Here is a 24,460-nt window from a genome sequence, read left to right as displayed (position 1 = left end):
AAACCTCAAAAACACACCGCTGACAGCGACGCGTGGGTGAAACTGATTTCCCGGCCCGGATCCTTCGCCTGGCGGCGGACCACGCCGGGTGTTCATGGCTGCACAAACGCAACAACCGGGCCGGCGTCAAGTCCCAAGAGCACGTGCCGAACAGATTGCCACGCCATCTGATCGGATCACGCATCCCCCAACAAGAGCCCAGAGCCGAATCTGCCCATCAGGTTGCGTCAACCTGATCGGTTCGAGCTCCGAAACAACGGTCGGCGCGTGGCCGGCTGGGTCCTTAACACACTCGCAATAGGCTGGCGAGAGCGCAGATCAAACCTTTAAGTGCATTGAAAGACCGACATAACCGGTTCAGATCATTGCCATTCCGCCGTTGACGTGAAGGGTCTGCCCGGTGACGTAACCGGCTTCCTCGCTGGCGAGATAGGCCACGGCCGCCGCAACGTCCGCTCCCCGCCCGAGCCGGCCCATCGGCACGTCGGTGAGGATGCTCTCGCGCTGCTTGTCGTTCAGCGCGTCGGTCATCGGCGACTCGATGAAGCCGGGAGCGACGACATTGACAGTGATGTTACGGCTCGCAACCTCGGCGGCAAGCGACTTCGACATGCCGATCAGGCCGGCCTTGGATGCCGCATAGTTGCCCTGCCCCGGATTGCCGCTGGTGCCGACTACCGAGCCGATCGAAACGATGCGGCCATAGCGCCGGCGCATCATGCTCTTCACCGCCGCGCGCGAGAGCCGGAAGGCGGCGGTCAGGTTGACGGCGAGAACGAGATCCCAGTCCTCGTCCTTGAGACGCATGAAGAGATTGTCGCGGGTGACGCCGGCATTGTTGACGAGGATGTCGAGCCCGCCGAGCTTGGCCTCGGCAGCCGGCACCAGCGCCTCGACCGAATCGCTATCCGACAGATCGCAGGGCGTGACCTCGGCCCGCTCGCCGAGTTCCTTCGCCAACGCCTCCAGCGCCTCGACACGCGTGCCAGACAAGGCCACGGTCGCGCCCTGGGCATGGAGCTTGCGCGCGATAGCGCCGCCAAGGCCGCCGGTGGCGCCGGTGACAAGCGCCTTCTTACCCGTCAGATCGAGCATTGTGCCTCCCCTATCCCGGCTTGTAGCCGGTCAGCCCTTCTGGGCCTTGTAAGCCGCGATGTCGTCGGGGGTTCCGATCGACGCCGCAGCGGATCCTGCCGCGATACGCTTGACCAGACCGGCGAGCACCTTGCCCGAGCCGACCTCATAGAATTGAGTGGCGCCGGCTGCCGCCATCGCCTCGACGCATTCGCGCCAGCGCACGGTGCCGGTGACCTGCGCCACCAGCGAAGCCCGGATGGCGGCCGGATCGCTCAGAGGCGCGGCGCCGACATTGGCCATGACCGGCACGGCCGGAGCCTGCATCGCGACCTCGGCGAGCGCTGCCTGCATCGCTTCGGCCGCCGGCTGCATCAGGGCGCAATGGAAGGGCGCGGAAACCGGCAGCAGCATGGCGCGGCGCACGCCGCGTTCGCCGGCAAGCGCGATCGCCCGCTCGACCGCGGCCTTGGCACCGGAGAGCACGACCTGGCCGCCGCCATTGTCATTGGCCACCTGGCAGACCTGGCTCTGCGCAGCATCGGCCGCGATCGCGCGGGCCTGGTCGAGCTCGACGCCGAGCAGCGCCGCCATGGCGCCCTCGCCGGCCGGCACCGCCTTCTGCATGGCGTCGCCGCGGATGCGCAGCAAGCGGGCGGCATCACTGATCGAGACGGTGCCGGCCGCAGCCAGCGCCGAATACTCGCCGAGCGAATGGCCGGCGACGAAGGCGGCGTCGTTCTTGAGCGACAGCCCCGCTTCGGCCTCGAGCACGCGGATCGCGGCCAGGCTCACCGCCATCAGCGCCGGCTGGGCATTGGCGGTCAGGGTCAATTCCTCGCCCGGCCCTTCCCACATCAAGGCGGAGAGCTTCTGCGAAAGCGCGGCATCGACCTCGTCGAAGACGGCGCGCGCCACCGGAAAGGCTTCGGCGAGCGCCTTGCCCATGCCGACCGCCTGCGAACCCTGCCCTGGAAAGATGAAAGCCGTCGCCATGTCGCAATGGTCCTGAAAACGATGCCGGAGCCGGATGTTTTCGGTCGAAGCGCCACGCGTTTCCACTGAAAACTAGATCCGTCTCCGACTTAAAGTTGAGAGCAGGATGCGAAAAACCAGTTCCCGCTTTTTCGCATCCTGCTCTTGGTTAACAAGTCGGGGCGCAGTCGCACCGTGCAGCTGGCCAAGTCAAGGCGTTTACGCGACGAAAGTCGACTTGCATCAGCTTTTTGCGATGTTTTCCGCTTGCATGATGGACTGCCTCGCTGTAACGACCGCCTCGGTTTGTTCGGCCGGAGGCTGAACGGACGGCGAAGCCATTCCCGCAAGGAAGCGTTTCGTAGGCTCCGCATCAAGGGGCCGCCGTCCCGTGTCTCCGCCTTCGAAGAAATCCTGTCGGGCCTTTATCCAGGGCTCGGAGGGCTCCGCGTCGAACGAAACCGGTGAACGAAGAAAGGCCAATCATGGCATTGTACGAGCACGTTCTGCTCGCGCGGCAAGATGTCAGCGCGCAGCAGGTCGAGGCCCTTGTCGAGCAGTTCAAGGGCATCGTCGAGGCGAATGGCGGTTCCGTCCCCAAGGTCGAGTACTGGGGCGTGAAGTCGCTGGGCTATCGCATCAAGAAGAACCGTAAGGCGCACTACTCGCTGCTGAACATCAACGCTCCCGCGGCGGCCGTCGCCGAGATGGAGCGCCAGATGCGCATCAACGAAGACGTGCTGCGCTTCATGACCATCCGCGTCGAGGAACTCGAGGAAGGTCAGTCGGTCATGCTGCAGAAGCGCGACCGCGACGAGCGTAGCGATCGCTTTGACCGTGGCCCGGGCGGCGGTGACCGTTTCGACCGCGGCCCGCGCCGCGAGCGTCCGCGTCGTGAAGACGAAGCGACGACCGAAGCTACCGCTGGGGAGGCCTGAGCATGTCGACTGCATCCGCCGGCGCCCGCCGCCCCTTCTTCCGCCGCCGCAAGTCCTGCCCGTTCTCGGGCGAGGGCGCGCCGAAGATCGACTACAAGGATGTGCGCCTGCTCTCGCGCTACATCTCCGAGCGCGGCAAGATCGTGCCGTCGCGCATCACGGCTGTCTCGGCCAAGAAGCAGCGCGAGCTCGCCCAGGCGATCAAGCGCGCCCGCTTCCTCGGCCTGCTGCCTTACGTCATCCGCTGAGCGGGTGAAGATTTCCCCGGCGGCGCCCAGCGCCGCCGGGCTTTCGATCCCACGTAAACTTTAGTCGCCAGGCGGTGAAAACCCGTCTGGTATGTTGAGGCGATCAGCCTCTCACCCTGCCCTTTTCGAGCAGCGGGACAGCAGGACGGATATGCTCCCCATCGTCGGCATCGGCGCCGGGCTGGTTTCAGCCCTTCTGTTCACAGTGGTGATCACCGGATCGCCGCTGGCGTTGCTGCTGTCCTATGTCGCCCCGCTCCCCGTCTTCATCGCAGCGCTCGGCTGGAACCACCGCGCCGGACTGGTCGCCGTCGCTTCCGGCACGCTCGCGGTCACCCTCGTGCTCAAGCTCTCGCTCGGGCTCGCCTTCGCCATCGGCGCGGCCCTGCCGGCCTGGTGGATCGCCTATCTCGCCTTGCTGGCCCGCAATGACGACCAGAACAACAGCGAATGGTATCCGCTCGGACGCCTGCTGGTCTGGATCGCCGCCGTCGCGACGCTGGTGACGGTGGGCGGCGCGCTCGCCATCTCCACCGATTTCGAGACCTACCAGCGTGTCATGACGCATGGTCTGCGGCTCGTGCTCAGCGGCGGCGAGGGCATCGGCCCTGTCGTGCGGCTGCCGGCCGGCGTTGACGCCGGCGAAATCGCGGCCCGGCTCGCGGCCCTTGTGCCCGCCGCGGCCGGCGCCTCCTTCGTGCCGATGATCGTCGCCAATCTCTGGCTGGCGGCGAAGGCGGTGCGGGTCTCCGGCCGGCTGCCGCGCCCCTGGCCTCTCATCTCCGCGACCCGACTGCCGGCGCAGGCCGTGGCCGGGCTCGTCGGCGGGATCCTGCTCAGCTTCGCCGGCGGCTTCATCGGCCTGGCCGGAGCTGCACTGGCAGGCGCGCTGGTCGCCGCCTTCGGCCTCGCCGGGCTCGCCGCCGTCCACGACCTCAGCCGGGGCAAATCCTGGCGGACGCCGACCTTGCTCGCGATCTATCTCGCGCTCGTGGTCATGCTGATCACCGTCTTCCCATTCCTCGCGCTGCTCGGCATCGCCGACGCGCTGATCGACCTTCGCCGGCGCAAGCCGCCGGCGTCGCCTGCTGCCTGAACCCAAACGCCTCTCACGAACTCAAAGGAGAAGACCCATGGAAGTGATCCTGCTCGAACGCGTCGCCAAGCTCGGCCAGATGGGCGAGACCGTCCGTGTGCGCGACGGCTATGCCCGCAATTTCCTGCTCGCCCGCGGCAAGGCCCTGCGCGCCACCGAAGAGAACAAGAAGCGCTTCGAGACCCAGCGCGCCCAGCTCGAGACCCGCAACCTCGAGCTGAAGCGCGAGGCCGACTCGGTCGCTGAGAACCTGGACGGGCAGTCGGTCGTGATCCTGCGCCAGTCGGGCGAGTCCGGCGTGCTCTACGGTTCGGTCTCGACCCGCGACATCGCCGAGGCGCTGGGCGCCGAGGGCTTCACCGTCGACCGCAACCAGGTCACGCTCAACACCCCGATCAAGACGCTCGGCCTGCACACCGTCCCGGTCGTGCTGCACCCGGAAGTCTCGGTCACCGTGACCGTCAACATCGCCCGCTCGGCTGAAGAGGCCCAGCGCCAGGCGGCCGGCGAGAACGTCACCGCCCGCGAGGAGTTCGATCTCGACGATCTCGGCCTCGAAGTCGGCGCGGCGCTGGCCGAGGCCGGCGACGACCGCTGAGCCCTTTCAGAGGCTTGCACGAGTCAATGGGCGCCGTGGCAACACGGCGCCCTTTTCGTATCGCCTGTGAACTGGGGTGGATTGCGTTCCTGACACTCGCCAAGCGCCGGCAAATGCTAGAGTGAACCAGCTCCGACTCATCCCAGCGAGATTGCCTGCAGGCTATGGCCACTGCCACCGCCCTCGTCGCCCGCCTCGAGACCAGTCACGAGGCCAACTTCCGCGTCCAGCCGCACAATATCGAGGCGGAGCAGGCGCTGTTGGGCGCCATCCTGGTCAACAACGACGCCTTCTACCGGGTCTCGGACTTCCTGCAGCCCGAGCACTTCTTCGAGGAGCTGCACCGGCGGATCTTCGAGCTGATGAGCAGCATGATCCGGGCGGGGAAGATCGCGACGCCGATCACGCTCAAGACCTTCGTCGGCGAGATCGATCTCGGCGGCATCACTGCGCCGCAGTATCTCGCCCGGCTCGCGGCCGAGGCGACGACCGTCATCAACGCTGCCGACTATGGCCGGACCATCTACGACCTCGCCGTCCGTCGCCAGTTGATCGGCGTCGGCGAAGAACTGGTGAACGTCGCCTATGACGCGCCGGTCGACATGGCGCCGCGCGAGCAGATCGAGGATGCCGAGCGCAAGCTCTATGCGCTCGCCGAGAAGGGCCGGTACGAGGGCGGTTTCCAGAAATTCGACGGGGCGCTGCGGCTCGCCATCGACATGGCGGCGAGCGCCTTCCAGCGCGCCGGCGGCCTCTCCGGCATCTCGTCGGGGCTGCGCGATCTCGACGCGCGGATGGGCGGCCTGCAGCGCTCCGACCTGATCGTGCTCGCCGGCCGCCCGGCCATGGGCAAGACCTCGCTCGCGACCAATATCGCGTTCAACATGGCCAAGGCCTGGCGCGGCGAGCGCCAGGAGGACGGCACGATCAAGTCGGTCGACGGCGCTATCGTCGGCTTCTTCTCGCTCGAAATGTCGGCCGACCAGCTCGCCACCCGTATCGTCGCCGAGCAGTCGGGCATCTCCTCCTACAAGATCAGGCAGGGCCGCATCACCGAGGGCGATTTCGCCCGGCTGACCGACGTTGCCGCCCAGATCGAGAAACTGCCGCTCTATATCGACCAGACCGGCGGCATCTCGATCGCCCAGCTTGTCGCCCGCGCCCGCCGCCTGCAGCGCCAGAAGGGGCTCGACATCCTGTTCATCGACTACCTGCAGCTGCTCTCCGGCTCTTCGAAGGCCGGCCAGAACCGCGTGCAGGAGCTGACCGAAATCACTACCAGCCTGAAGGCGCTGGCCAAGGAGCTCAACGTCCCGATCGTCGCGCTCTCGCAGCTCTCGCGCCAGGTCGAGAACCGTGACGACAAGCGCCCCCAGCTCTCGGATCTGCGTGAATCCGGCTCGATCGAGCAGGACGCCGACGTGGTGATGTTCGTCTATCGCGAAGAGTATTATCTCAAGGGCAAGGAGCCACGGCCGGGCACCGACGAGCACAACAAGTGGGTGATGGAGATGGAGGCGGCCCATGGGCTCGCCGAGCTCATCATCGGCAAGCAGCGCCACGGCCCGACCGGAACCGTCGCGCTGCAGTTCGACGCCGACGTGACGCGCTTCTCCGACAGGGCCGATCAGAGCCATCTACCGGAACGTCTCGAATGAACGCCTTCGACACGCCCGAGAATGCCGGCCACGGCGCCATCCTGACGATCGATCTCGGCGCGTTCGTCGCGAATTGGCGTATGCTGAAGCAGCGCGCCGGCACGGAAGCCGCCGCCGTGGTCAAGGCCAATGCCTATGGCATCGGCATCGAGCCGGCCGTCACGGCCCTTGCCAAGGCCGGCTGCAGGACCTTCTTCGTTGCGCATCTGTCCGAGGCGGTGCGCGCCCGTACCGTCGCACCTGAGGCCGCGATCTATGTGCTCAACGGCCTCGCGCCGGAAACCGGCGGGACTTACGCCGAGCACGACCTTTCGCCAGTGCTGGGCTCGCACGAGGAGTTGCTCGAATGGGCCGGCTTCCGGCAGAGCGGCGCCAAGGTCAGGCCGGCGGCTCTGCATGTCGACACCGCCATGAACCGGCTCGGGCTCTGGCCCGGCGAAGGGCTCGACCTGGCACGCGAAAAAAGCGGGGTGGTCGCCGCCGCAGGGATCGGGTTGGTGATGAGCCACTTTGCTGCGTCGGAAGTGATCGACGACCCAGCCAACGCCCGGCAGGTATCGGCCTTCGCCGAAGTCGCCGCGGCCTTTCCCGGCGTGCCCGCCTCGCTGCTGAACTCCTCCGGCCATTTCCTGCCGGGTTGTCCCTCCTACCAAATCACTCGGCCTGGCTATGCGCTCTATGGCGGTAATCCGACACCCGGCAAGCCGAATCCGATGCGGCCGGTGGTCGGGCTCGAGGCGCAGATCATCCAGCTGCGCGAGGTCGAGACCGGCACGCAGGTCGGCTATAACGGCACCTGGACGGCGAAGGGTCGGCGCAAGCTCGCCACCATCTGCCTGGGCTATGCCGACGGCTACCCGCGCAATGCCAGCTGGACCGATCGTTCGCAGGGCGGCTCGGCGCTGGTCGGCGGGGTGCGCTGCCCCTTCGTCGGCACGGTCTCGATGGATTTGATCATCGTCGACGTCTCGGACGCACCGGCCGAGGCGGCCAAACGGGGCTCAGCCGTTACGCTGATCGGGGGCGAGCTCGACCTGGAGGCGGTCGGCGCCGGGGCCAAGACGATCGGCTACGAAATCCTGACCAGCCTCGGCCGCCGCCACGCGCGGCGCTATGTCGGGCTTTGACGCGATGGCTGCCACCTCCATTGTCATTCCGGGGCTTCGCGCCAGCGAAGAACCCGGAAGCCACGACCGGGTGAACGCTTCCTGCAGCGCCAGGCAAAGGCCGCACCCCGTCATGGGTTCCGGGTTCGCGGCTTTGCCGCGCCCCGGAATGACAATGTAGCGATGGCCAAGCGCGGCCCGACTTACGTCTGCCAGGCCTGCGGCGCGGTCTACCACCGCTGGCAGGGCAAGTGCGATTCCTGCGGCACCTGGTCGTCGCTCTCCGAAGAGGCTCAGGCCGCGCCGGTCCCCGGTGGGGGCCGAGTGCCCTCCGGCGGTCGAGCCCGCGGCCGCATCTTCGCGCTGGAGAGCCTGAAGGGCGAGACGCAGGACGCACCGCGCATCGTCTCCGGGATCGGCGAGCTCGACCGCGTTACCGGCGGCGGCTTCGTGCCGGGATCGGTCCTGCTGATCGGCGGCGATCCCGGCATCGGCAAGTCGACCCTGCTGATGCAGGCCTGCGCCGCCATGGCGATGACCGGTCGGCGCGTGGTCTATGTCTCGGGTGAGGAATCGACCAGCCAGGTTCGCCTGCGAGCCCAGCGCATGGGGCTCGCAGAAGCGCCGGTCGACCTCGCCGCCGAGACGAACATCGAAGACATTATCGCCACGCTCGGGCAAGGCGAGCGCCCTGCCCTCGTGGTGATCGATTCGATCCAGACCATGTGGTCGTCCGAGGTCGAGAGCGCGCCTGGCACGGTGACTCAGGTGCGCGGCTCGGCCCAGGCGCTGATCCGCTACGCCAAGACCTCCGGCGCCTGCCTGATCCTGGTCGGTCACGTCACCAAGGATGGCCAGATCGCCGGTCCGCGTGTCGTCGAACACATGGTCGACGCGGTGCTGTCCTTCGAAGGCGAAGGCACCCATTCCTTCCGCATCCTGCGCGGCCAGAAGAACCGCTTCGGCGCCACCGACGAGATCGGCGTCTTCGAGATGACGGGCGCCGGCCTCTCCGAAGTCGGCAACCCCTCCGCCCTCTTCCTCGCCGGGCGCGACCAGGATGCGCCGGGCGCCGCCGTGCTCGCCAGCATCGAGGGCACGCGGCCGGTGCTGGTCGAGATCCAGGCGCTGGTGGCGCCGAGTGCGCTCGGCACGCCCCGCCGCGCCGTGGTCGGCTGGGAAAACAGCCGCCTGGCCATGGTGCTGGCCGTGCTGGAGACGCATGGGGGCTTAAAGCTCGGCCAGCACGACGTCTATCTCAACGTCGCCGGCGGCCTGCGCGTCGGCGAGCCGGCGGCCGACCTTGCCGTCGCCGCCGCGCTGGTTTCCTCGCTGACCGGGGCGATCCTGCCGTCCGGCGCGGTCCATTTCGGCGAAATCGCCCTGTCGGGCGCGATCCGGCCGGTCTCGGTCGCAGCTGCGAGACTGCGCGAGGCCGCCAAGCTGGGTTTCGAGAGTGCCGTCCTGCCCGCAGCGGGAGCCGATATCGGCGACGGCAACGGCCTGAGATTGCGCCGTCTCAGTCATGTCGGCGAGCTCGTTGCAGAAATCGCAGCAAGCGCTCCCCGGGCTCGTTCCAGTCAGCGCGCTCAGCAAGCAGACCGATGAAGCGGACTCGATATCAGAGTGGAGAGGCGGATTCTCCGATCAGCTTGGATAACCTGATCGAATCCGGCTCCCGCAGTGCAAAATGAGCCGACTGGATGGGTGACGCGCGGCACGCGAGCAGGTATAGCAAAATCCGTCCGGCCCACCCATTTGACGCGTGCCGGCCCCGATTTTGCAGCGAAGCGGCCCTGACATGCCTGTGACAATTCTCGATCTCGTCGTCATCGGCGTGGTGTTGATCTCGGCTTTGCTGGCAGCCGTGCGCGGCCTGACGCGCGAAGTGCTGGCGATCGCCTCCTGGGCCGCCGCCGCCGTCGTCGCCTGGATATTCCATCCACAGCTGCTGCCGCTGGTGCAGCAGCACATCCCGAACAAGACCGTGGCGCTCGTCGCGGTGATCGCGGCCCTGTTCCTGGGGACGCTGATCGTCGTCTCGCTGATCACGGCGCGGATTTCGGACTTCGTGCTCGATTCGCGCATCGGTGCGCTGGACCGCACTCTCGGCTTCGTCTTCGGCGCCGCCCGCGGCCTGCTGCTGGCCGTCGTCGGCTATCTCTTCTTCACCGCGCTGGTGCCGGAAAAGATGCAGCCGGCCTGGGCACGCGATTCGCGCTCCAAGCCGCTTCTGGAAGAAACCGGCCGCAGCCTGCTGACAATGCTGCCTCAGGATATCGATTCGGAATTCGTGAAGAAGCTGCTGCAGCCGAAGACGCCTGAATCGACCGACGCACCGGCCGAGGAGCCGCGCACGCCGGGCACCAACCCGCCGGCCGGCGGCACCGCTCCGGCCGATCCGCAGCGCCGCACCCAGGCGCCCGCCACCGACCGGCAAGCGCTGCAGCGCGTGATCGATACAACTGCCCCGGCCGCCACCGGCACGACGCCCGCCCCGGCGCAACGCCGGCCCTGATTGGAACCAGAGCCTGGCCTCATCACAAAAACGGCACCCGTTCTTGCGATGACGCCCCGCTCTAACAAGTAGTTGGCAGATTCTCTCCGTTCGGCGGCCTGCCGAACGGAAGCCGTATTGAAGCCGCGATGGAGCCTTGCGATGAGCCTGATCCACGATGCCGACGCCGTGTTCGATCCGAACGCCGACCGTTTGCGTGAGGAGTGCGGCGTCTTCGGCATCTTTGGCCATGAGGACGCCGCCGCGCTGACCGCGCTCGGCCTGCACGCACTCCAGCACCGCGGCCAGGAGGCGACCGGCATCGTCTCCTTCGACGGCAAGCGCTTTCACACCGAGCGCCAACTTGGCCTGGTCGGCGACGCCTTCTCCGATGCGAGCGTGATCGAGAAGCTCAAGGGCAAGCAGGCGATCGGCCATGTCCGCTATTCGACCACCGGCGAGACCATCCTGCGCAACGTCCAGCCGCTGTTCTCCGAATTGCATGGCGGTGGCTTCGCGGTAGCACATAACGGCAACCTGACCAACGGGCTGACGCTGCGGCGCAATCTCGTCCGTGACGGCGCGATCTACCAGTCGACCTCGGACACCGAGGTGCTGCTCCATCTCGTCGCACGCAGCCGCAAGCCGAAATTCATCGAGCGCTTCATCGACGCGCTGCGGCAGATCGAGGGCGCCTATGCCTTCGTCGGCATCACCAACAAGAAGCTTGTCGGCGCGCGCGACCCGCTTGGCATCCGCCCGCTGGTGCTCGGCGACCTCAATGGCTGCCCGATCCTGACCTCCGAGACCTGCGCGCTCGACATCATCGGCGCCAAGTTTGTCCGCGAGATCGAGAATGGCGAGGTTATCGTCATCTCCGAGCAGGGTATCGAGAGCCACAAGCCCTTCCCGCCGGTACCGGAACGGCCCTGCATCTTCGAGTACATCTATTTCGCCCGGCCGGATTCGATCGTGAAGGGCCGCAGCATCTATGAGCGCCGCAAGGCAATGGGCGCGCAGCTCGCCGCTGAAGCCCCGGCCGACGCCGACGTGATCGTGCCGGTCCCCGATTCCGGCGTGCCGGCGGCGCTCGGCTATGCCCAGGCGAGCGGCATCCCGTTCGAGCTCGGCATCATCCGCAACCACTATGTCGGCCGCACCTTCATCGAGCCGACGCAGAAGGTGCGCGAGCTCGGCGTGCGCCTGAAGCACTCGGCCAATCGCAGCGTGGTCGAGGGCAAGCGTATCGTGCTGGTCGACGATTCGATCGTGCGCGGCACGACCTCGCTGAAGATCGTCAAGATGATGCGCGAGGCTGGCGCCCGCGAGGTGCATTTCCGCATCTCCTCGCCGCCGATCACCCATCCCGACTATTACGGCATCGATACGCCCGACCAGCAGAAGCTGCTCGCCGCGACCCATACGCTCGAGGAGATGCGCCAGTTCGTCGGCGCCGATTCGCTCGCCTTCATCTCGGTCGACGGCCTCTACAAGGCGATGGGGCATGAACAGCGTGATCCGACCCGGCCGCAGTTCACCGACCATTACTTCACCGGCGACTATCCGACCTCGCTGACCGATGTCGTCGGCGAGAGTGCCAAGCAGCAGATGTCGCTTCTGGCCGCCGGCTGAGCCTTTCGACGGGATTTCGATGACCAAGCCTCTGGAAGGGCGCATCGCGCTCGTCACCGGCGCGTCGCGCGGGATCGGCCGCGCCGCAGCGTTCGCCTTTGCCGAGGCAGGTGCCCATGTGATCGCACTGGCGCGAACCACCGGCGGGCTGGAAGAGCTCGACGACGAGATCAGGGCGATCGGCGGCAGCGCGACTTTGGTCCCGGCCGACCTCGCCGATGCCGCCGCGATCGAGAAGCTGGGCCCTGCCCTGCTCGAGCGCTGGGGCCGGCTCGACATCCTGCTCGCCAATGCCGGCATCCTCGGACCGCTGGCGCCGCTGACCCATGTCAGCGCCAAGGAATGGGCCGAGGTCTTCGACATCAATGTCAGCGCCAACTGGCGGCTGCTGAAATCGGTCGAGCCGGCGCTGAAGGCGTCCGAATCCGGCCGGGCGATCTTCCTGTCCTCCGGCGCGGCGCATAAGGGCCTCGCCTATTGGGCGCCGTATGCCGTTTCCAAGGCAGCGCTTGAGGCGATGGCGCGCAGCTATGCCGACGAGACCCGCTCGACCAATCTGCGGGTCATGCTGGTCAATCCGGGCCCCTTGCGCACGCGCATGCGCGCCCAGGCGATGCCGGGCGAAGACCCGATGACGTTGAAGACGCCCGAGGATCTGGCGCCGCACCTCGTCGAGATCGCTTCGCCGGAGTGGAGCGAGACCGGCAAGATCTTCGACTTCCCGCAGGGCAAGGTGCTGACGCCGCAGATGCCGGCTTAACAACCGGCGTCATTCTCGACCGAAGCGAAGCGCAGAGCCGACAATCTCAGGCCGATAGAGGCGCCGTCCGTCATGAGATGCTCGTGTCGAGCCCGAGCATGACGCGCCTCTTCACGTCGCCGCATACTCCCGCACCACCGCGATCAGGTCTGGCACCGTAAGGTTCGGCAACGCCGCCATCTCGTCGAGAGAACCAACCGATGCGGACATGCTCGTCGGAGAGGTTCTCGGCCTCGTCGCCGTCCCAGCCGGAAACGACATAGATGTGGTGCAGCGCTGCGCCGTTGCGCTCCGGAAAGCGCTCTTCGGCGGAGAGCATCAGCCGGTAGGTCTGCGGGACCAGCCCGACCTCCTCCCGGCATTCGCGGATGAGCGCGGCATCCAGCGCTTCGCCCGCCTCGACCCTGCCGCCGATCGCGTCCCAGTGATCGGCCCAGGCGCGTTTCCAAGAGGCGCGCAGCCCGAGCAGCACCCGCCCGTCGGCGCGCAGGAACAGCGCGCTGACGGTCTCCAGCATCAGCCCTTGCTCTTGTCGTAGGGGTTGGCGCCGCCGCGGGTGTGGAGCCTGATCGGCGTGCCGGGCAGTTCGAAGGCCTCACGCAGGTTGTTGACCAGGTAGCGCGTATAGGACACCGGCAGGTGATCGAGCTGGTTCCCGAACAGCGCGAAGGTCGGCGGCCGCGCCTTGGCTTGCGTCATGTAGCGGATCTTGATGCGCCGGCCGGCCACGGCCGGGGGCGGATGGGCCGAGAGCACGCCTTCGAGCCAGCGATTGATCTTCGCGGTGGACACGCGACGGTTCCAGACCTCATAGGAGCGGAACACCGCCTGCATCAGCCGGTCGATGCCCTCGCCGGCGATGCCGGAGAGCGGCACGATCTCGACGCCGCGGATCTGCGCCAGCAAATGATGCGCCTTCTCCTTCAGCTCGGCGAGCAGGCCCTGCTTATCGGCGACGAGGTCCCATTTGTTCAGGCCGATGACGACGGCGCGGCCTTCGCGCTCGCTCAGGTCGGCCAGGGTCAGGTCCTGCTTCTCGAAGGGGATGGTGGCATCGAGCAGGACTACCACGACCTCGGCGAAGCGGATGGCCCGCAGCGAATCCGCCACGGCGAGCTTTTCGAGCTTCTCGTCGATGCGGGCGCGCTTGCGCATTCCGGCGGTGTCGAACAGCTTGACCGGCCGTCCGCGCCATTCCCATTCGACCGAGATGGTGTCGCGGGTGATGCCGGCCTCGGGGCCGGTCAACAGGCGCTCCTCGCCGATCATCCGGTTGACCAGCGTCGACTTGCCGGCATTGGGCCGGCCGATGATGGTGACGCGCAGCGGCCGGTTCGGATCGATGTCCTCATCAGACGGGGCATCGGCGGGCACGTCGGCCCAGGCCTCCTCCTCGTCCTCCTCCGGCTCGTCGTCGACGTAAGGCGCCAGGGCCTCCAGCAGGTCGGAGGTGCCCTCGCCATGTTCGGCCGAGAACGGCACGGGATCACCGAGCCCGAGCGCAAAGGCCTCCATCACGCCGTCCTTGCCCTTGTTCCCCTCGGCCTTGTTGGCGAGCAGGATGACGGGCTTGCCGGAGCGGCGCACCAGCTCGGCGAAAGGCTGGTCCATCGGCGTCAGGCCGAGGCGGGCATCGATCATGAACAGGATGACGTCGGCCTGGTCGATCGCGGTTTCGGTCTGGGCGCGCATGCGGCCAGCGAGCGAATCCTTGTCGGCCTCTTCGAGGCCGGCGGTATCGATCACCGTGAAGCGCAGATGGCCGAGGCTGGCGTCGCCCTCGCGGCGATCGCGCGTGACGCCAGGCTGATCGTCGACGAGCGCGAGCTTCTTGCCGACGAGCCGGTTGAACAGGGTCGACTTGCCGACATTGGGTCGGCCGACGATGGCGATGATGGCGCTCATGATCCGTCTTTAATGCAGCATCGGGCCTCGTCCGGAAAGTGGCTCCACTGTCCGGAAGGGGCCCAAGCCTGGAGGGCGGCCACCTGTGACGGCGGCGCCCGATGTCAGTTCTTGATGGTGACGGGGCCGCCGCGCACCAGCGTGAGATAGAGCTCGACGCGCTGGCGCAGCACCTGCGGTGATTGCGGATCGGCAACCACGGCGTCGAACCAGCGTCCGGCATCCTCGAACAGGTTGGCCTTCAGCGCGGCAATGCCGAGGAATTCGCGGGCCGAATGGCGCCACAGCCCGGTGGGCGTCGCCAGCGGCTCGAGCTCCTTGCGCAGCTCGGCGAAAGGCACGAGGTCGACGCGCAGCATGCCGGCACGCAGGCGGGCGAGATCGCGATAATACTGGTCGAGCGTGGTGTCGTTGGCGAGGGCGTCGAAAGCGGTCGCGCCGGCAGCCGCATCACGCTTGCCGACCTCGGAAGCGAGGCGGAAGCGCGAGAGCAGCCGGTAGCCGGCCGGCGCATTGGCGGCGAGCTCGGTCAGCGTCGCTTCGGCCGCGCTGACGTTGTTGTCGCGCGAGGCGCGTACCGCCTCCTCGAACCTGGCGCCAACGGCCTCGGCCTTCTTGCGCTCCTGCTGCTGCCAGAACTGCCAGCCGGCAACGCCCGCCACCGCCAGCACGGCGATGGCGATGAAGACATTGCCATATTTCTTGAGGATGGCGCTCGCCTTGTCGCGGCGAACCTCCTCGTCGATCTCGCGGAAAATGTCGGACATGACGCCTCGAATTGATCTTCACGCGCCATCCGCTCGACCAAAATCGGCCAAACCGACAGAATTCGCGCAAAGCTGAAAAGCTGCGGCATGCCGGGTAGCATCTTTGCCGGCGGAATGCGAGCCGGAACGGCCACACGGAGCCGTCAGGGCAAGCCTATCGTGACGGCGCGCCCGGCACAGCCAGGCCAGCCACCACAGCATCGATGAGCTTGTGCCATTCGCTCGGCTCAGCTCCGGCCGCGATCGCAAGAGCAGCGCGGTCATAGGCCGCGCCGAGCAACTGGGCTGTTGCCGCCAGCGGCAACTTTGGCAATGCACCAGCTTGTATCGCCGCTGCTAGCCCTTCGCGAAGCGTCCGCCCGCCATGGCGCGCATCGATCGCGTCGAGTTCCTCGCGGCCGAGCACCGCCGCGGCATCGATCAGCAGAAGCTGGGTTCGGCCCGGTTCCCGCATCGCCTCCAGGAAGGCCGCGCCGCCCCTGCTGAGTGCTTTCAGCGGCGCCAGGCCGGGCCGGGCCGCGCTCTCGATCTCCCGCGCGACCGCCGCCGATTCCACCTCGACCACGGCCCGGAACAGCGCCCGCTTGTCGGCGAAGTGATGGTAGAGCGCGCCGCGCGTCACCCCCGCCTCGGCGACAAGATCCGGCGTGCCGGTCTCGGCATAGCCACGGCTGACGAAGAGCTTGCGCCCCGCCGCAATCAGCGCGGCGCGCGTGGTGTCGGAGCGATCCTTGTTGGACCGTCGTCCAGCTTCTTGCATACGTGCAGCCTGTATGTTAATTCACATAAACATGCAGATTGTATGTTTTTGATGAAAGGCAGGCAAGCCCATGAAAGTCAGCAGCTATTACCCGGTGATCATGACCGACAAGGTCGCCGAGACCGCCGCCTTCTACATTGCTCATTTCGGCTTCGAGGCCCAGTTCGAGGCGGACTGGTATGTCCATCTGCAGTCGACCGTCGACGAGCGGGTGACGCTGGCGGTGCTGGACGGGAGCCACGACACCATCCCCCTCCCCGGCCGCGGCCGCGTCAGCGGTTTGATCCTGAACTTCGAGGTCGAGGACGTCGACGCCGAATATGCCAGGCTGACGGCAGCCGGTCTGCCGATCCTGCAGGAGCTGCGCGATGAATGGTTCGGCCAGCGCCACTTCATCACAGCCGATCCGAGCGGCGTGCTGATCGACGTGATCAAGCCGATCCCGATGAGCGCGCCGCCCGAAGCCCACGCTTGATCGCACCGTTCGTGGCAGGCACCTTGCTTCAGCGTCCACCATCACGCTGCGGCAAGGAGAGCGCCATGAACCGGATCGCCAGCAGGCTCGGAGCAGCCCTTCTCAGCCTCGCCCCGCTCGGCAATGGCGGTGCGGCAGAAGCGGCACCGATCAAGGTCAAGGTCTTCGTCGCCTCGATGTTCGAGATCGGCGCCAATACCGGCGACCGGGCTGGCGAGTTCCAGCACTGGTATGAGCGCTACTGGCAGAAGAGCCAGCCGCACGAGGTGCGCGGCGCGCTGAAGCCGGCCTATTGCAATGACGACGGTGTCTGCGGCGCGGTGCTCGGCATGGGCAAGGTCAACTCATCCTCCTCGATGCAGGCGATCCTGCTCGATCCCGAATACGACTTCTCGCAAGCCTATTTCCTCATCACCGGCGTTGCCGGCACGCCGCCTTCGCGCGGCACGATCGGCGACGTCTCCTGGGGCACCTGGCTGGTCGACTACGATCTCGGCCATCGCTGGGCGCCGGAGGAAGGCAAGCCGGGCGAGCCGGTATTCATCCCGCGCAAGGGCTATGAGGAGTACCGGGTCTTCAAGCTCAACCCGACGCTGGTCGGCTGGGCGACGCAGCTGAGCGCCGGGGTCAACCTGCAGGATTCGGAGTCGGCGAAGCAGTATCGCCAGCGCTATCCGGACGAGAAGGCGCGGGCGGCGCCCTCCGTCCAGACCGGCACGCACATGACCGGCGACACCTTCTTCCACGGCCCGGGCCTGTCGAAGGAGGCGCAGTACATGGCGAAGCTCTATGGCGCCGACGACTATGTCATCACCGAGATGGAGGCCGCGGCAATCACGCTGGTGATCAAGCGCCAGTTCGGCACCGACCGGATCCTGAGCCTGCGCGGCGCGGTCAACTTCGACCAGGGCAATCCGAACGAGACGACGCAGCAGCATCTCGACCCGGCACCCGGCCAGACCGCGGGCGGCTTTGCCGAGACCGTCGCCAATGTCGAGGCGGTCGGCTCGCGTGTCGTCGATCACATCGTCGGCAATTGGGGCGAGTGGCAAAAGGGCGTGCCGCCGCTACCGGCCAAGTAAGGCTCAGGCAGAAGCGTCGGCCCGGAACAGCAGGCTGCCATCGCCATAGGAATAGAAGCGATAGCCCTCGGCGATGGCGTGGGCATAGGCGCGCTTCATCACATCGAGCCCGCTGAAGGCGCTGACGAGCATGAACAGCGTCGAGCGCGGCAGGTGAAAATTGGTCATCAGCAGGTCGACGGCGCGGAAGCGATAGCCCGGCGTAATGAAGATCGCCGTATCGCCCGAAAACGGCTTGACGACGCCATCCTCGCCGGTCGCACTTTCGAGCAGGCGCAGCGAGGTCGTGCCGACCGCGACGATGCGGCCGCCGGCGGCGTGAACCGCATTGAGCGCGTCGGCCGTCGCGGCGCCGACTGTGCCCCATTCGGCGTGCATGCGATGCTCGTCGGTGTCCTCGGCCTTGACCGGCAGGAAGGTGCCGGCGCCGACATGCAGGGTGACAAAATGGCTGGAGACGCCGCGCGTCCTCAGCGCATCGAACAGCTCCGGCGTGAAGTGCAGGCCGGCGGTCGGCGCGGCGACGGCGCCTTCCTCGCGCGCATAGGTGGTCTGGTAGTCCTGGGCATCGGCCTGGTCGGTCGCGCGCTTGCCGGCAATGTAAGGCGGCAGTGGCAACTCGCCGAGCCGCGCGATCGCCTCGTCGAGATAGGGACCCGTCAGCGAAAAGCGCAGGCCGATGTCGCCGCCCTCCCCCTTGTCCTCGACTTCGGCCTGAAGCCGGGCGAGCTCGCAGGCATTGCCGGCGCCGTCGCTGTCGAAAACGATCGTCTCGCCGACATTGAGCTTCTTGGCCGGACGGGCGAAGGCGCGCCAGCGATCATCCGCCTCGCGCTTGTGCAGCATGATCTCGATGCGGGCCGAAGCCTCGCCGCGAGTGCGCCTCCCCCAGAGGCGGGATGGGATGACGCGGGTGTCGTTCAACACCAGCGCATCGCCCGGCTGCAGCAGCTCGACGAGATCACGAACGCCGCGATCCGCAAGAGGCTCAGGCGAGCCGGGGCGTACGACGAGCAGCCTGGCCGCATCCCGCGGAGTTACCGGCCGCAGCGCGATGCGTTCTTCGGGCAGATCGAAATCGAAGAGACCGACGTCCATGGACCGATCCTGAAAAATCATCCCGGGCCGACGAAGTCGACCCGGGATGACGTTGTTCGCAACGTATGGGAACGCCTCAGGCGTCCGCCATCACCTTCATCGAGACGATGGAGTCGGGATCGCGCACCGGCTCGCCGCGCTTGATCCTGTCGACGTTCTCCATGCCCTCCACGACCTGGCCCCAGGCGGTGTACTGCTTGTCGAGGAAGCGGGCATCGTCGAAGACGATGAAGAACTGGCTGTTGGCCGAGTTCGGGTTCTGGGCGCGCGCCATCGAGCAGACGCCGCGGACATGCGGCTCGGCGTTGAACTCCTGGGCGAGGTCCGGATAGCTCGAGCCGCCGGTGCCGGTGCCGTGCGGGCAGCCGACCTGCGCCATGAAGCCGTCGATGACGCGGTGGAAGACGATGCCGTCATAGAAGCCCTCGCGCGCGAGCAGCTTGATGCGCTCGACATGGTTGGGGGCGAGGTCCGGCCGCAGCTTGATCACCACGCGGCCCTTGGTGGTCTCCATGACGAGGGTGTTCTCGGGATCGAGCGACATCAGACTGATCTTTCGTTGGTCGGCACACGGCCGAAGAAGCGGATTGTAATCGGGCGGCCTGCGATACTCCCTCCGAGCCCCGGCGACAACCTCATCGGCGTGCAATCGCGCACGGCCCTCATCAGGGAGTCGCTGAAACGCTCGCGCAGGCCAGTCGGCGCCCGCCGCATCTCCCAGCTGACGCGCGGCTGGCCGAAGAGCGTGCCGTCGCGGCGCAGGCTGAAACGGACAGTGGCGCTGGCGCCGCCGCTCTGGGCATCGAGCGCCGGCGGCTTCCAGCAGCGTCGCAGCGCCGGGCCGATCTGATCGAGCCGGTCGACAGTCTCTTCGCCAATTCCGATCGTCTCGGGATTGACGGTGCCGATGACGCCGCGATCGACGCCGGGCGTCGGCGACGGTGCCACCGGGCGGCGCGCGCCCTCGCCGAAGGGGCCGCCGATACCCGGCATGTAGCGCTGGCCCGATTGCGGAGGCAGCACCGGGTTCTGCGAGCCGGACGGCGGCGGCATGACGGGGTTCTGGAAGCCCGATGCAGGCGGCAGGCCAAGATCGCGCGTGTCCTGCGCCTGTACCGGGCCGCTGGCCCAGGCCAGCAGCACAAGCGAGAGCACAAGCACGCGCGAGCCGCGCATCGGACTACTTGGCGTCCGCCAGCAGGCGCATACGGATGATCTTGTCGGGGCCGCTCACCGCGCCGTTATTGGCGCTGCTGCCCTTCTTGATCTTGCGCACGGCGTCCATGCCGGAGACGACCTCGCCGAACAGGGTGTACTGGCCGGTCAGCGAGCCGCAACCCTCGAAGCAGATGAAGAACTGCGAATTGGCCGAGTTCGGGCTCTGCGAACGGGCCATGCCGACCGAGCCGACCTTATAGGGGGTCGGGGTGAACTCGGCCGGGATGTTCGGCAGGTCGGAACCGCCGGTGCCGTCTCCCTTCGGATCGCCGGTCTGGGCCATGAAGCCATCGATGACGCGATGGAAGACGATGCCGTCATAGAAGCCACGCTTGGTCAGGGCCTTGATCTGCTCGACATGCTTGGGCGCCAGGTCCGGCCGCAGGCGGATGGTGACGCGCCCATCCTTGGTGTCGAGCGCCAGGGTGTTCTGCGGATCGAGATTAGCCGGTGCCGGCGCCTGGGCATTGGCTTGAGACTGGGCCAGGCCGAGCGAAGCGGAAAGTGCCAGGGCGGCGAGCGTGGTGCGAAGCATCGAAAAACCTCTCCTGACCGCCGGAACGGCCCGGCGCATCTGACGTTGCGAGGTAGCGACATCCTATGACTGGAACAAGGCGAGGAATCGCGCCAAGCGAACAATGTTGCACTGCACAAGAGCAATTTGGAATAATTTTGCAAAAAAATCGATCTCGGCCTGCCTAAACAGGTGACAACATTATTGCGATGGGCTAATCACTCTTGCGCTGGGCACGCCCGACCGTTTTCAGGGCGCCGCGGACCAGGTCTCGGGAGGAACAAACAGCCGTTCAGTATATGAGTGCGCGGGAATAATGGTGCGCCGATACTGCGGTAAAAAACAGACTTCCAAAGGCAGGGCGCAAGCCTTGCCTTTTGTTTTGGTCTATACACTAAACACTACTGAACACTGTTCAGGCATCGAGCTGCGTCCAGATATACCAGACGATGCAGAAGACAATGCCAGCTATGATCGAGGTCGCGACCGCCTTCTTGGCCAAGCCCGGCAGGACAGGTGCACCAGGATCGGTGCCCTTCTCGACAGTCCCACTCTCCGCCTGGCTGCGCACGCCGAAAGGCAGCGTCACGAACAGCACCGTCCACCAGATCACGAAATAGACCGCGAGCCCGCCACCGATCGTCATGACGGCCTTTCCTCGTCAGCCAGGGCAATGCACGCGAACGCGACCTTGGCGTCGGTCGGCACGCCGAAGCGCGCCGTGTGCCGAGCCGGCAAGCCATTCCGGAAATGCTTCACATATTCAGCATTGCAGGCGGCATAGTCGCCGGGATCGGTGATCAGCATCGTCATCTGCACGACGCGCTCAAGGCTGCTGCCGGCCTCGGCCAGGATGGCGGCGACATGCGCCAGCGCCTGCCGCACCTGCTCGGCCGGCGTCTCTCCCCGCACGATACCCTTCGCAGGCTCATGGGGCGCCGACTGGCCGGAGACGAAGACGAGGCCGCCGGCCCGCGTCGCCAGGCTGAAGGGGCGCGGTGAGCCGTGTTCCGGCTCGCCGAAAAAGGCGATCTCGGAGATCATGGCTCAGGCCTGCTCCAGCTCGACGAGCGTGCCGCAGAAATCCTTGGGGTGCAGGAAGAGCACAGGCTTGCCATGGGCGCCGATGCGCGGCTCGCCCGAACCGAGCACGCGCGCACCCTGCGCCTTCAGCCGGTCGCGCGCCGCGAGGATGTCGTCGACCTCGTAGCAGATGTGGTGGATGCCGCCGTCGGGATTGCGCTCGAGGAACTTGGCGATCGGCGAATCCGCGCCCATCGGCTCCAGCAGCTCGACCTTGGTGTTCGGCAGTTCCACGAACACGACGGTGACGCCATGCTCCGGCTGCGGCAGCGGCTGCGAGACGCGGGCGCCGAGCGTGTCGCGATAGAGCGCGGTCGAGGCGGCGAGGTCCTTCACGGCGATGGCGACGTGGTTGAGGCGTCCGATCATGCAAAGACTCCGTTCAGGCGCAGCGTTCAGCGGGCGATATGCCCGATCCTACACCGTGATCACCAGCGCGTTCACCAGCGGCTTCTTGCCCCACTCCTCGTTGACCGCGGCGCGCACGCCGCGCTCCAGCGCGCTGCGCACGGCTTCGGGATCGCGGCGCTTGCCCTTGGGCAGGCCCTCGATCAGGTCCTCGACCGCATCGGCGACGATATCGTCGAAGGGCGTGCCATCCTTGGCGGCAAGCGGCAGGCCGATCAGTGCGACCTCCGGATCGCCGGCAAGTTCGCCTTTCTCATCCAGGGCCACCGCGATCGAGATGACGCCGGCGAAGGACAGCTTGCGGCGCTCGGGAATCGTGCGGTCGAGCGCGCCGATCAGGAGCTCGCCATCCTGATAGAGCCGGCCATGCTGGACCTCGGTGAGCTTGCGGGCTCCGTCCTCGGCGATCACAACGACATCGCCATTGCCTGCGCGCAGCACATGCTTGACGCCGAGGCTGCGGGCGAAGGTGGCGTGTTCGGTCAGGTGCTGGTCCTCGCCATGGGCTGGAATCGCGATCTTCGGCTTGAGCCAGCCATAGAGCCGCGCCAGCTCCTCGCGCCGCGGATGGCCGGAGACGTGCACGAGATGGGTGCGGTCGGTGATGATCTCGATATTGTCGCGCGCCAGCCGATTGAGGATGGCGCCGACGGCCTTCTCATTGCCGGGGATGGTGCGCGAGGAGAAGATCACCCGGTCGCCCGGCGAGAGCGCGATCTCGGGATGGTCGTCGGCAGCAATCCGCGAAAGCGCGGCGCGCGGCTCGCCCTGGCTGCCGGTCACGAGTGCCACGACCCGGTCGCGCGGCAGATAGCCATAGGTCTCGACCCCGCGGAAAGCGGGAATGCCGTCGAGGAAGCCGCATTCGCGGGCGACGTCGATGACGCGGTCCATGGCGCGGCCGACAACGACGACCTCGCGCTGATTGGCCATCGCAGCCTCGGCGACGGCGCGCAGACGCGCCACATTCGAGGCGAAGGTGGTGACGGCGACGCGGTTCGGGGCAGAGGCGACCAGCTCCTTCAGCTTGGCGGCGACATCCGCCTCGCTTGGGCTGATGCCGTCGCGCAGGACATTGGTGGAGTCGCAGATCAGTGCCAGCACGCCTTCCTCGCCGAGCTCGCGCAGGCGGGCCTCGTCGGTCGGCAGGCCGACGCGCGGCGTCGGGTCGATCTTCCAGTCGCCGGTATGGACGACGAGGCCGGCCGGGGTGCGGATCGCGAGCGCGTTCGATTCCGGGATCGAGTGCGCCACCGGAACGAACTCGATGTCGAACGGGCCGAGCGTAAAGCGTCCCCCTTGGGCGACGATGTTCATCTCGACCTTGGGCGCGCCCGGCTCGGAGAGGCGCCGGGTCGCCAGCAGCCCGGCAGCGAAGCGCGTGCACCAGACCGGAACGCGCAGTGACGGCCAGAGCGCCGCGAGCGCGCCGATATGGTCCTCATGGGCGTGGGTGATGATGATGCCGAGCAGGTTGGCCCGGTCCTGGACGATGTAGCTGAGGTCGGGCAGGACGATGTCGACGCCGGGCGCCTCCGGCCCGGCGAACGAGAGCCCGCAATCGACCAGGATCCATTTGCGCTTCTTCTCAGGCCCGAAGCCGTAGAGCGCGGCGTTCATGCCGATCTCGCCGAGCCCACCGAGCGGAACGAAGACGAGCTGGTCGCTGGAAGGGGTCACTGGCAATCCTGACATTCATGGTGAGGCGGGCGGAACGGCCGACGGCAGGCCTAGCATGCTCTCCGACGCGCCTCCATAGCGGCAGGAGCCGGCGGACGGCCGGTATCAACCGCTCGATGCATCTGGAATTGTGGCGGAGCCGAAGTAGAGATCGCCGGCATCGATCAGGCGCCGGCCGGCCTCGGTTTCGAGTTCCAGCCGCCCGGACGGGTCGAGGCCAAGGAAGCGACCGGAGACCGGGCCCTCGGGCAGCCGCATGGTGATGGTCTCACCGAGATAGGCAGCACGCTCCAGCCAGGCGGCGCGGGTCGGGCCGAAGCCGCCCGGAAGCTCCCACGCCGAGACGCGCCGGTGCCAGGCATCCGACAGGGCTGCCAGCAGGCGCTCGACGGTCGCCTCGGCCGCATGCGCGGAAAGGTGGGCGGCGGGGTAAGGCGTCCCCTCCGGCGCGGAGGCCACGTTGACCCCGATACCGATGACGACATTGAAGCGCCCTGCCCGGCTCTCGCCCTCCAGCAGCAAGCCCGAGGTCTTGGCCCCGCCGATCAGCAGGTCGTTCGGCCATTTCAGGGCAAGCGCCGGATGGGACAGGCCGGTCACGGCTGCAGCCGCATCGTGCAAGGCAAGGCCCGCAACGAAGCCGAGCTGCGGCGCCAGCGCCGGCTCGCAGGGAGTGACCAGCAGCAGGCTGGCATAGAGATTGCCGGGCGGCGAACCCCAATGCCGGCCATGCCGGCCGCGCCCGGCATTCTGGCTTTTCGCGACAATCCAGAGTCGTCCGGGATCGCCCTCGCGCAGCGCATGGCGCGCCTCCTCCATGGTGGAGGAGACCTCGTCGCGGACGATCAGGCGATAGCCGGCGGCGCGAGCGCCTTCGCCGAGCACCTA

Annotated in this window: 27 protein-coding genes; 12 read left to right on the top strand and 15 right to left on the bottom strand. The window is 67.0% G+C overall.

Features of this window, described 5'->3' with window-relative positions; all coding sequences use genetic code 11:
* Positions 1 to 357: 357 nt before the first annotated feature.
* A complete protein-coding gene (gene fabG / locus CXY91_RS07740; protein WP_100960139.1) occupies positions 358 to 1,095 on the bottom strand; it encodes a 3-oxoacyl-[acyl-carrier-protein] reductase in 738 nt (245 codons plus the stop codon).
* 30 nt (positions 1,096 to 1,125) lie between these two features.
* Positions 1,126 to 2,070, bottom strand: coding sequence for an ACP S-malonyltransferase (gene fabD, locus CXY91_RS07735; protein ID WP_100960813.1), 945 nt, complete (start codon positions 2,068 to 2,070; stop codon positions 1,126 to 1,128).
* Positions 2,071 to 2,534: 464 nt separating this feature from the next.
* On the opposite strand from fabD, the gene rpsF reads away from it, so the two are divergent.
* The 10 genes from rpsF to CXY91_RS07685 all read left to right on the top strand — a co-directional run bounded on the left by rpsF (position 2,535) and on the right by CXY91_RS07685 (position 12,582).
* Complete coding sequence (gene rpsF, locus CXY91_RS07730) at positions 2,535 to 2,987, top strand: 30S ribosomal protein S6 (protein ID WP_091829385.1); 453 nt, start codon at positions 2,535 to 2,537, stop codon at positions 2,985 to 2,987.
* A gap of 2 nt (positions 2,988 to 2,989) precedes the next feature.
* Positions 2,990 to 3,235, top strand: a complete 246-nt coding sequence (rpsR, locus tag CXY91_RS07725) for a 30S ribosomal protein S18 (protein ID WP_038367644.1) — start codon at positions 2,990 to 2,992, stop codon at positions 3,233 to 3,235.
* 151 nt (positions 3,236 to 3,386) lie between these two features.
* On the top strand, positions 3,387 to 4,331 hold the full coding sequence (locus tag CXY91_RS07720; protein ID WP_158673309.1) for a DUF2232 domain-containing protein: 945 nt from the start codon (positions 3,387 to 3,389) through the stop codon (positions 4,329 to 4,331).
* Positions 4,332 to 4,368: 37 nt separating this feature from the next.
* Positions 4,369 to 4,929, top strand: a complete 561-nt coding sequence (gene rplI, locus CXY91_RS07715; protein ID WP_091829389.1) for a 50S ribosomal protein L9 — start codon at positions 4,369 to 4,371, stop codon at positions 4,927 to 4,929.
* 164 nt (positions 4,930 to 5,093) lie between these two features.
* The gene (locus tag CXY91_RS07710) at positions 5,094 to 6,587 is read left to right on the top strand and encodes a replicative DNA helicase (protein ID WP_091829391.1); all 1,494 of its coding nucleotides are present in this window, start codon (positions 5,094 to 5,096) and stop codon (positions 6,585 to 6,587) included.
* Entirely contained in the window at positions 6,584 to 7,714 is a 1,131-nt protein-coding gene (gene alr, locus CXY91_RS07705; protein ID WP_100960135.1) for an alanine racemase, read from the top strand. The genes CXY91_RS07710 and alr overlap by 4 nt, the downstream gene beginning before the upstream one ends.
* A 162-nt stretch (positions 7,715 to 7,876) precedes the next feature.
* Entirely contained in the window at positions 7,877 to 9,301 is a 1,425-nt protein-coding gene (radA, locus tag CXY91_RS07700; RefSeq protein WP_091829395.1) for a DNA repair protein RadA, read from the top strand.
* A 193-nt stretch (positions 9,302 to 9,494) separates the two neighbouring features.
* Positions 9,495 to 10,211, top strand: coding sequence for a CvpA family protein (locus tag CXY91_RS07695; protein ID WP_091829397.1), 717 nt, complete (start codon positions 9,495 to 9,497; stop codon positions 10,209 to 10,211).
* Between the two features lie 141 nt (positions 10,212 to 10,352).
* Positions 10,353 to 11,822 carry an amidophosphoribosyltransferase gene (purF, locus tag CXY91_RS07690; RefSeq protein ID WP_100960134.1) on the top strand — a complete coding sequence of 490 codons (1,470 nt, stop codon included), beginning with the start codon at positions 10,353 to 10,355 and terminating at the stop codon, positions 11,820 to 11,822.
* Positions 11,823 to 11,841: 19 nt separating this feature from the next.
* A complete protein-coding gene (locus CXY91_RS07685; RefSeq protein ID WP_100960132.1) occupies positions 11,842 to 12,582 on the top strand; it encodes an SDR family NAD(P)-dependent oxidoreductase in 741 nt (246 codons plus the stop codon).
* A gap of 70 nt (positions 12,583 to 12,652) precedes the next feature.
* Here CXY91_RS07685 and CXY91_RS07680 read toward each other — a convergent pair whose 3' ends face one another.
* The 4 genes from CXY91_RS07680 to CXY91_RS07665 all read right to left on the bottom strand — a co-directional run bounded on the left by CXY91_RS07680 (position 12,653) and on the right by CXY91_RS07665 (position 16,014).
* On the bottom strand, positions 12,653 to 13,099 hold the full coding sequence (locus CXY91_RS07680) for an NUDIX hydrolase (RefSeq protein WP_100960130.1): 447 nt from the start codon (positions 13,097 to 13,099) through the stop codon (positions 12,653 to 12,655).
* A complete protein-coding gene (der, locus tag CXY91_RS07675) occupies positions 13,099 to 14,487 on the bottom strand; it encodes a ribosome biogenesis GTPase Der (protein ID WP_100960129.1) in 1,389 nt (462 codons plus the stop codon). Before der ends, CXY91_RS07680 begins: the two co-directional genes overlap by 1 nt.
* A 104-nt stretch (positions 14,488 to 14,591) precedes the next feature.
* Complete coding sequence (locus CXY91_RS07670; protein ID WP_100960127.1) at positions 14,592 to 15,254, bottom strand: tetratricopeptide repeat protein; 663 nt, start codon at positions 15,252 to 15,254, stop codon at positions 14,592 to 14,594.
* A gap of 154 nt (positions 15,255 to 15,408) precedes the next feature.
* Complete coding sequence (locus CXY91_RS07665; RefSeq protein WP_100960125.1) at positions 15,409 to 16,014, bottom strand: TetR/AcrR family transcriptional regulator; 606 nt, start codon at positions 16,012 to 16,014, stop codon at positions 15,409 to 15,411.
* Positions 16,015 to 16,084: 70 nt separating this feature from the next.
* On the opposite strand from CXY91_RS07665, the gene CXY91_RS07660 reads away from it, so the two are divergent.
* Both CXY91_RS07660 and CXY91_RS07655 read left to right on the top strand, forming a co-directional pair.
* A complete protein-coding gene (locus CXY91_RS07660) occupies positions 16,085 to 16,489 on the top strand; it encodes a VOC family protein (RefSeq protein WP_100960123.1) in 405 nt (134 codons plus the stop codon).
* Positions 16,490 to 16,554: 65 nt separating this feature from the next.
* The gene (locus CXY91_RS07655) at positions 16,555 to 17,571 is read left to right on the top strand and encodes a purine-nucleoside phosphorylase (RefSeq protein WP_100960120.1); all 1,017 of its coding nucleotides are present in this window, start codon (positions 16,555 to 16,557) and stop codon (positions 17,569 to 17,571) included.
* A gap of 3 nt (positions 17,572 to 17,574) precedes the next feature.
* On the opposite strand, the gene queA is transcribed toward CXY91_RS07655, so the two are convergent.
* The 9 genes from queA to CXY91_RS07610 form a co-directional block, all read right to left on the bottom strand.
* Positions 17,575 to 18,669, bottom strand: coding sequence for a tRNA preQ1(34) S-adenosylmethionine ribosyltransferase-isomerase QueA (gene queA / locus CXY91_RS07650; RefSeq protein WP_100960118.1), 1,095 nt, complete (start codon positions 18,667 to 18,669; stop codon positions 17,575 to 17,577).
* A 76-nt stretch (positions 18,670 to 18,745) separates the two neighbouring features.
* On the bottom strand, positions 18,746 to 19,213 hold the full coding sequence (locus CXY91_RS07645; protein WP_091829418.1) for a peptidylprolyl isomerase: 468 nt from the start codon (positions 19,211 to 19,213) through the stop codon (positions 18,746 to 18,748).
* On the bottom strand, positions 19,213 to 19,845 hold the full coding sequence (locus tag CXY91_RS07640; RefSeq protein WP_100960116.1) for a hypothetical protein: 633 nt from the start codon (positions 19,843 to 19,845) through the stop codon (positions 19,213 to 19,215). The genes CXY91_RS07645 and CXY91_RS07640 overlap by 1 nt, the downstream gene beginning before the upstream one ends.
* A gap of 4 nt (positions 19,846 to 19,849) precedes the next feature.
* A complete protein-coding gene (locus tag CXY91_RS07635; RefSeq protein ID WP_100960113.1) occupies positions 19,850 to 20,422 on the bottom strand; it encodes a peptidylprolyl isomerase in 573 nt (190 codons plus the stop codon).
* A 394-nt stretch (positions 20,423 to 20,816) separates the two neighbouring features.
* The gene (locus CXY91_RS07630; RefSeq protein ID WP_100960111.1) at positions 20,817 to 21,047 is read right to left on the bottom strand and encodes a DUF1467 family protein; all 231 of its coding nucleotides are present in this window, start codon (positions 21,045 to 21,047) and stop codon (positions 20,817 to 20,819) included.
* Entirely contained in the window at positions 21,044 to 21,445 is a 402-nt protein-coding gene (locus tag CXY91_RS07625; protein ID WP_100960109.1) for a RidA family protein, read from the bottom strand. Before CXY91_RS07625 ends, CXY91_RS07630 begins: the two co-directional genes overlap by 4 nt.
* Positions 21,446 to 21,448: 3 nt before the next feature.
* Complete coding sequence (gene mce, locus CXY91_RS07620) at positions 21,449 to 21,853, bottom strand: methylmalonyl-CoA epimerase (protein ID WP_091829432.1); 405 nt, start codon at positions 21,851 to 21,853, stop codon at positions 21,449 to 21,451.
* A 48-nt stretch (positions 21,854 to 21,901) separates the two neighbouring features.
* On the bottom strand, positions 21,902 to 23,572 hold the full coding sequence (locus CXY91_RS07615; protein ID WP_100960107.1) for a ribonuclease J: 1,671 nt from the start codon (positions 23,570 to 23,572) through the stop codon (positions 21,902 to 21,904).
* 105 nt (positions 23,573 to 23,677) lie between these two features.
* Positions 23,678 to 24,457: a biotin--[acetyl-CoA-carboxylase] ligase gene (locus CXY91_RS07610; protein WP_248307393.1), complete on the bottom strand. Its 780-nt coding sequence runs from the start codon at positions 24,455 to 24,457 to the stop codon at positions 23,678 to 23,680.
* Positions 24,458 to 24,460 lie beyond the last annotated feature (3 nt).

The sequence above is a fragment of the Allobosea sp. FBZP-16 genome, assembly GCF_002831785.1.
Lineage (GTDB): Bacteria > Pseudomonadota > Alphaproteobacteria > Rhizobiales > Beijerinckiaceae > Allobosea > Allobosea lupini.
Note: the sequence above shows the minus strand (reverse complement) of the source record. Positions and strands in the feature narration are given on the sequence as shown.

Bases quoted from the DNA above. Each gene is read 5' to 3' on its own strand.
- fabG (WP_100960139.1), bottom strand. From the start codon at position 1,095: ATGCTCGATCTGACGGGTAAGAAGGCGCTTGTCACCGGCGCCACCGGC.
- fabD (WP_100960813.1), bottom strand. From the start codon at position 2,070: ATGGCGACGGCTTTCATCTTTCCAGGGCAGGGTTCGCAGGCGGTCGGC.
- rpsF (WP_091829385.1), top strand. From the start codon at position 2,535: ATGGCATTGTACGAGCACGTTCTGCTCGCGCGGCAAGATGTCAGCGCG.
- rpsR (WP_038367644.1), top strand. From the start codon at position 2,990: ATGTCGACTGCATCCGCCGGCGCCCGCCGCCCCTTCTTCCGCCGCCGC.
- CXY91_RS07720 (WP_158673309.1), top strand. From the start codon at position 3,387: ATGCTCCCCATCGTCGGCATCGGCGCCGGGCTGGTTTCAGCCCTTCTG.
- rplI (WP_091829389.1), top strand. From the start codon at position 4,369: ATGGAAGTGATCCTGCTCGAACGCGTCGCCAAGCTCGGCCAGATGGGC.
- CXY91_RS07710 (WP_091829391.1), top strand. From the start codon at position 5,094: ATGGCCACTGCCACCGCCCTCGTCGCCCGCCTCGAGACCAGTCACGAG.
- alr (WP_100960135.1), top strand. From the start codon at position 6,584: ATGAACGCCTTCGACACGCCCGAGAATGCCGGCCACGGCGCCATCCTG.
- radA (WP_091829395.1), top strand. From the start codon at position 7,877: ATGGCCAAGCGCGGCCCGACTTACGTCTGCCAGGCCTGCGGCGCGGTC.
- CXY91_RS07695 (WP_091829397.1), top strand. From the start codon at position 9,495: ATGCCTGTGACAATTCTCGATCTCGTCGTCATCGGCGTGGTGTTGATC.
- purF (WP_100960134.1), top strand. From the start codon at position 10,353: ATGAGCCTGATCCACGATGCCGACGCCGTGTTCGATCCGAACGCCGAC.
- CXY91_RS07685 (WP_100960132.1), top strand. From the start codon at position 11,842: ATGACCAAGCCTCTGGAAGGGCGCATCGCGCTCGTCACCGGCGCGTCG.
- CXY91_RS07680 (WP_100960130.1), bottom strand. From the start codon at position 13,099: ATGCTGGAGACCGTCAGCGCGCTGTTCCTGCGCGCCGACGGGCGGGTG.
- der (WP_100960129.1), bottom strand. From the start codon at position 14,487: ATGAGCGCCATCATCGCCATCGTCGGCCGACCCAATGTCGGCAAGTCG.
- CXY91_RS07670 (WP_100960127.1), bottom strand. From the start codon at position 15,254: ATGTCCGACATTTTCCGCGAGATCGACGAGGAGGTTCGCCGCGACAAG.
- CXY91_RS07665 (WP_100960125.1), bottom strand. From the start codon at position 16,014: ATGCAAGAAGCTGGACGACGGTCCAACAAGGATCGCTCCGACACCACG.
- CXY91_RS07660 (WP_100960123.1), top strand. From the start codon at position 16,085: ATGAAAGTCAGCAGCTATTACCCGGTGATCATGACCGACAAGGTCGCC.
- CXY91_RS07655 (WP_100960120.1), top strand. From the start codon at position 16,555: ATGAACCGGATCGCCAGCAGGCTCGGAGCAGCCCTTCTCAGCCTCGCC.
- queA (WP_100960118.1), bottom strand. From the start codon at position 18,669: ATGGACGTCGGTCTCTTCGATTTCGATCTGCCCGAAGAACGCATCGCG.
- CXY91_RS07645 (WP_091829418.1), bottom strand. From the start codon at position 19,213: ATGTCGCTCGATCCCGAGAACACCCTCGTCATGGAGACCACCAAGGGC.
- CXY91_RS07640 (WP_100960116.1), bottom strand. From the start codon at position 19,845: ATGCGCGGCTCGCGCGTGCTTGTGCTCTCGCTTGTGCTGCTGGCCTGG.
- CXY91_RS07635 (WP_100960113.1), bottom strand. From the start codon at position 20,422: ATGCTTCGCACCACGCTCGCCGCCCTGGCACTTTCCGCTTCGCTCGGC.
- CXY91_RS07630 (WP_100960111.1), bottom strand. From the start codon at position 21,047: ATGACGATCGGTGGCGGGCTCGCGGTCTATTTCGTGATCTGGTGGACG.
- CXY91_RS07625 (WP_100960109.1), bottom strand. From the start codon at position 21,445: ATGATCTCCGAGATCGCCTTTTTCGGCGAGCCGGAACACGGCTCACCG.
- mce (WP_091829432.1), bottom strand. From the start codon at position 21,853: ATGATCGGACGCCTCAACCACGTCGCCATCGCCGTGAAGGACCTCGCC.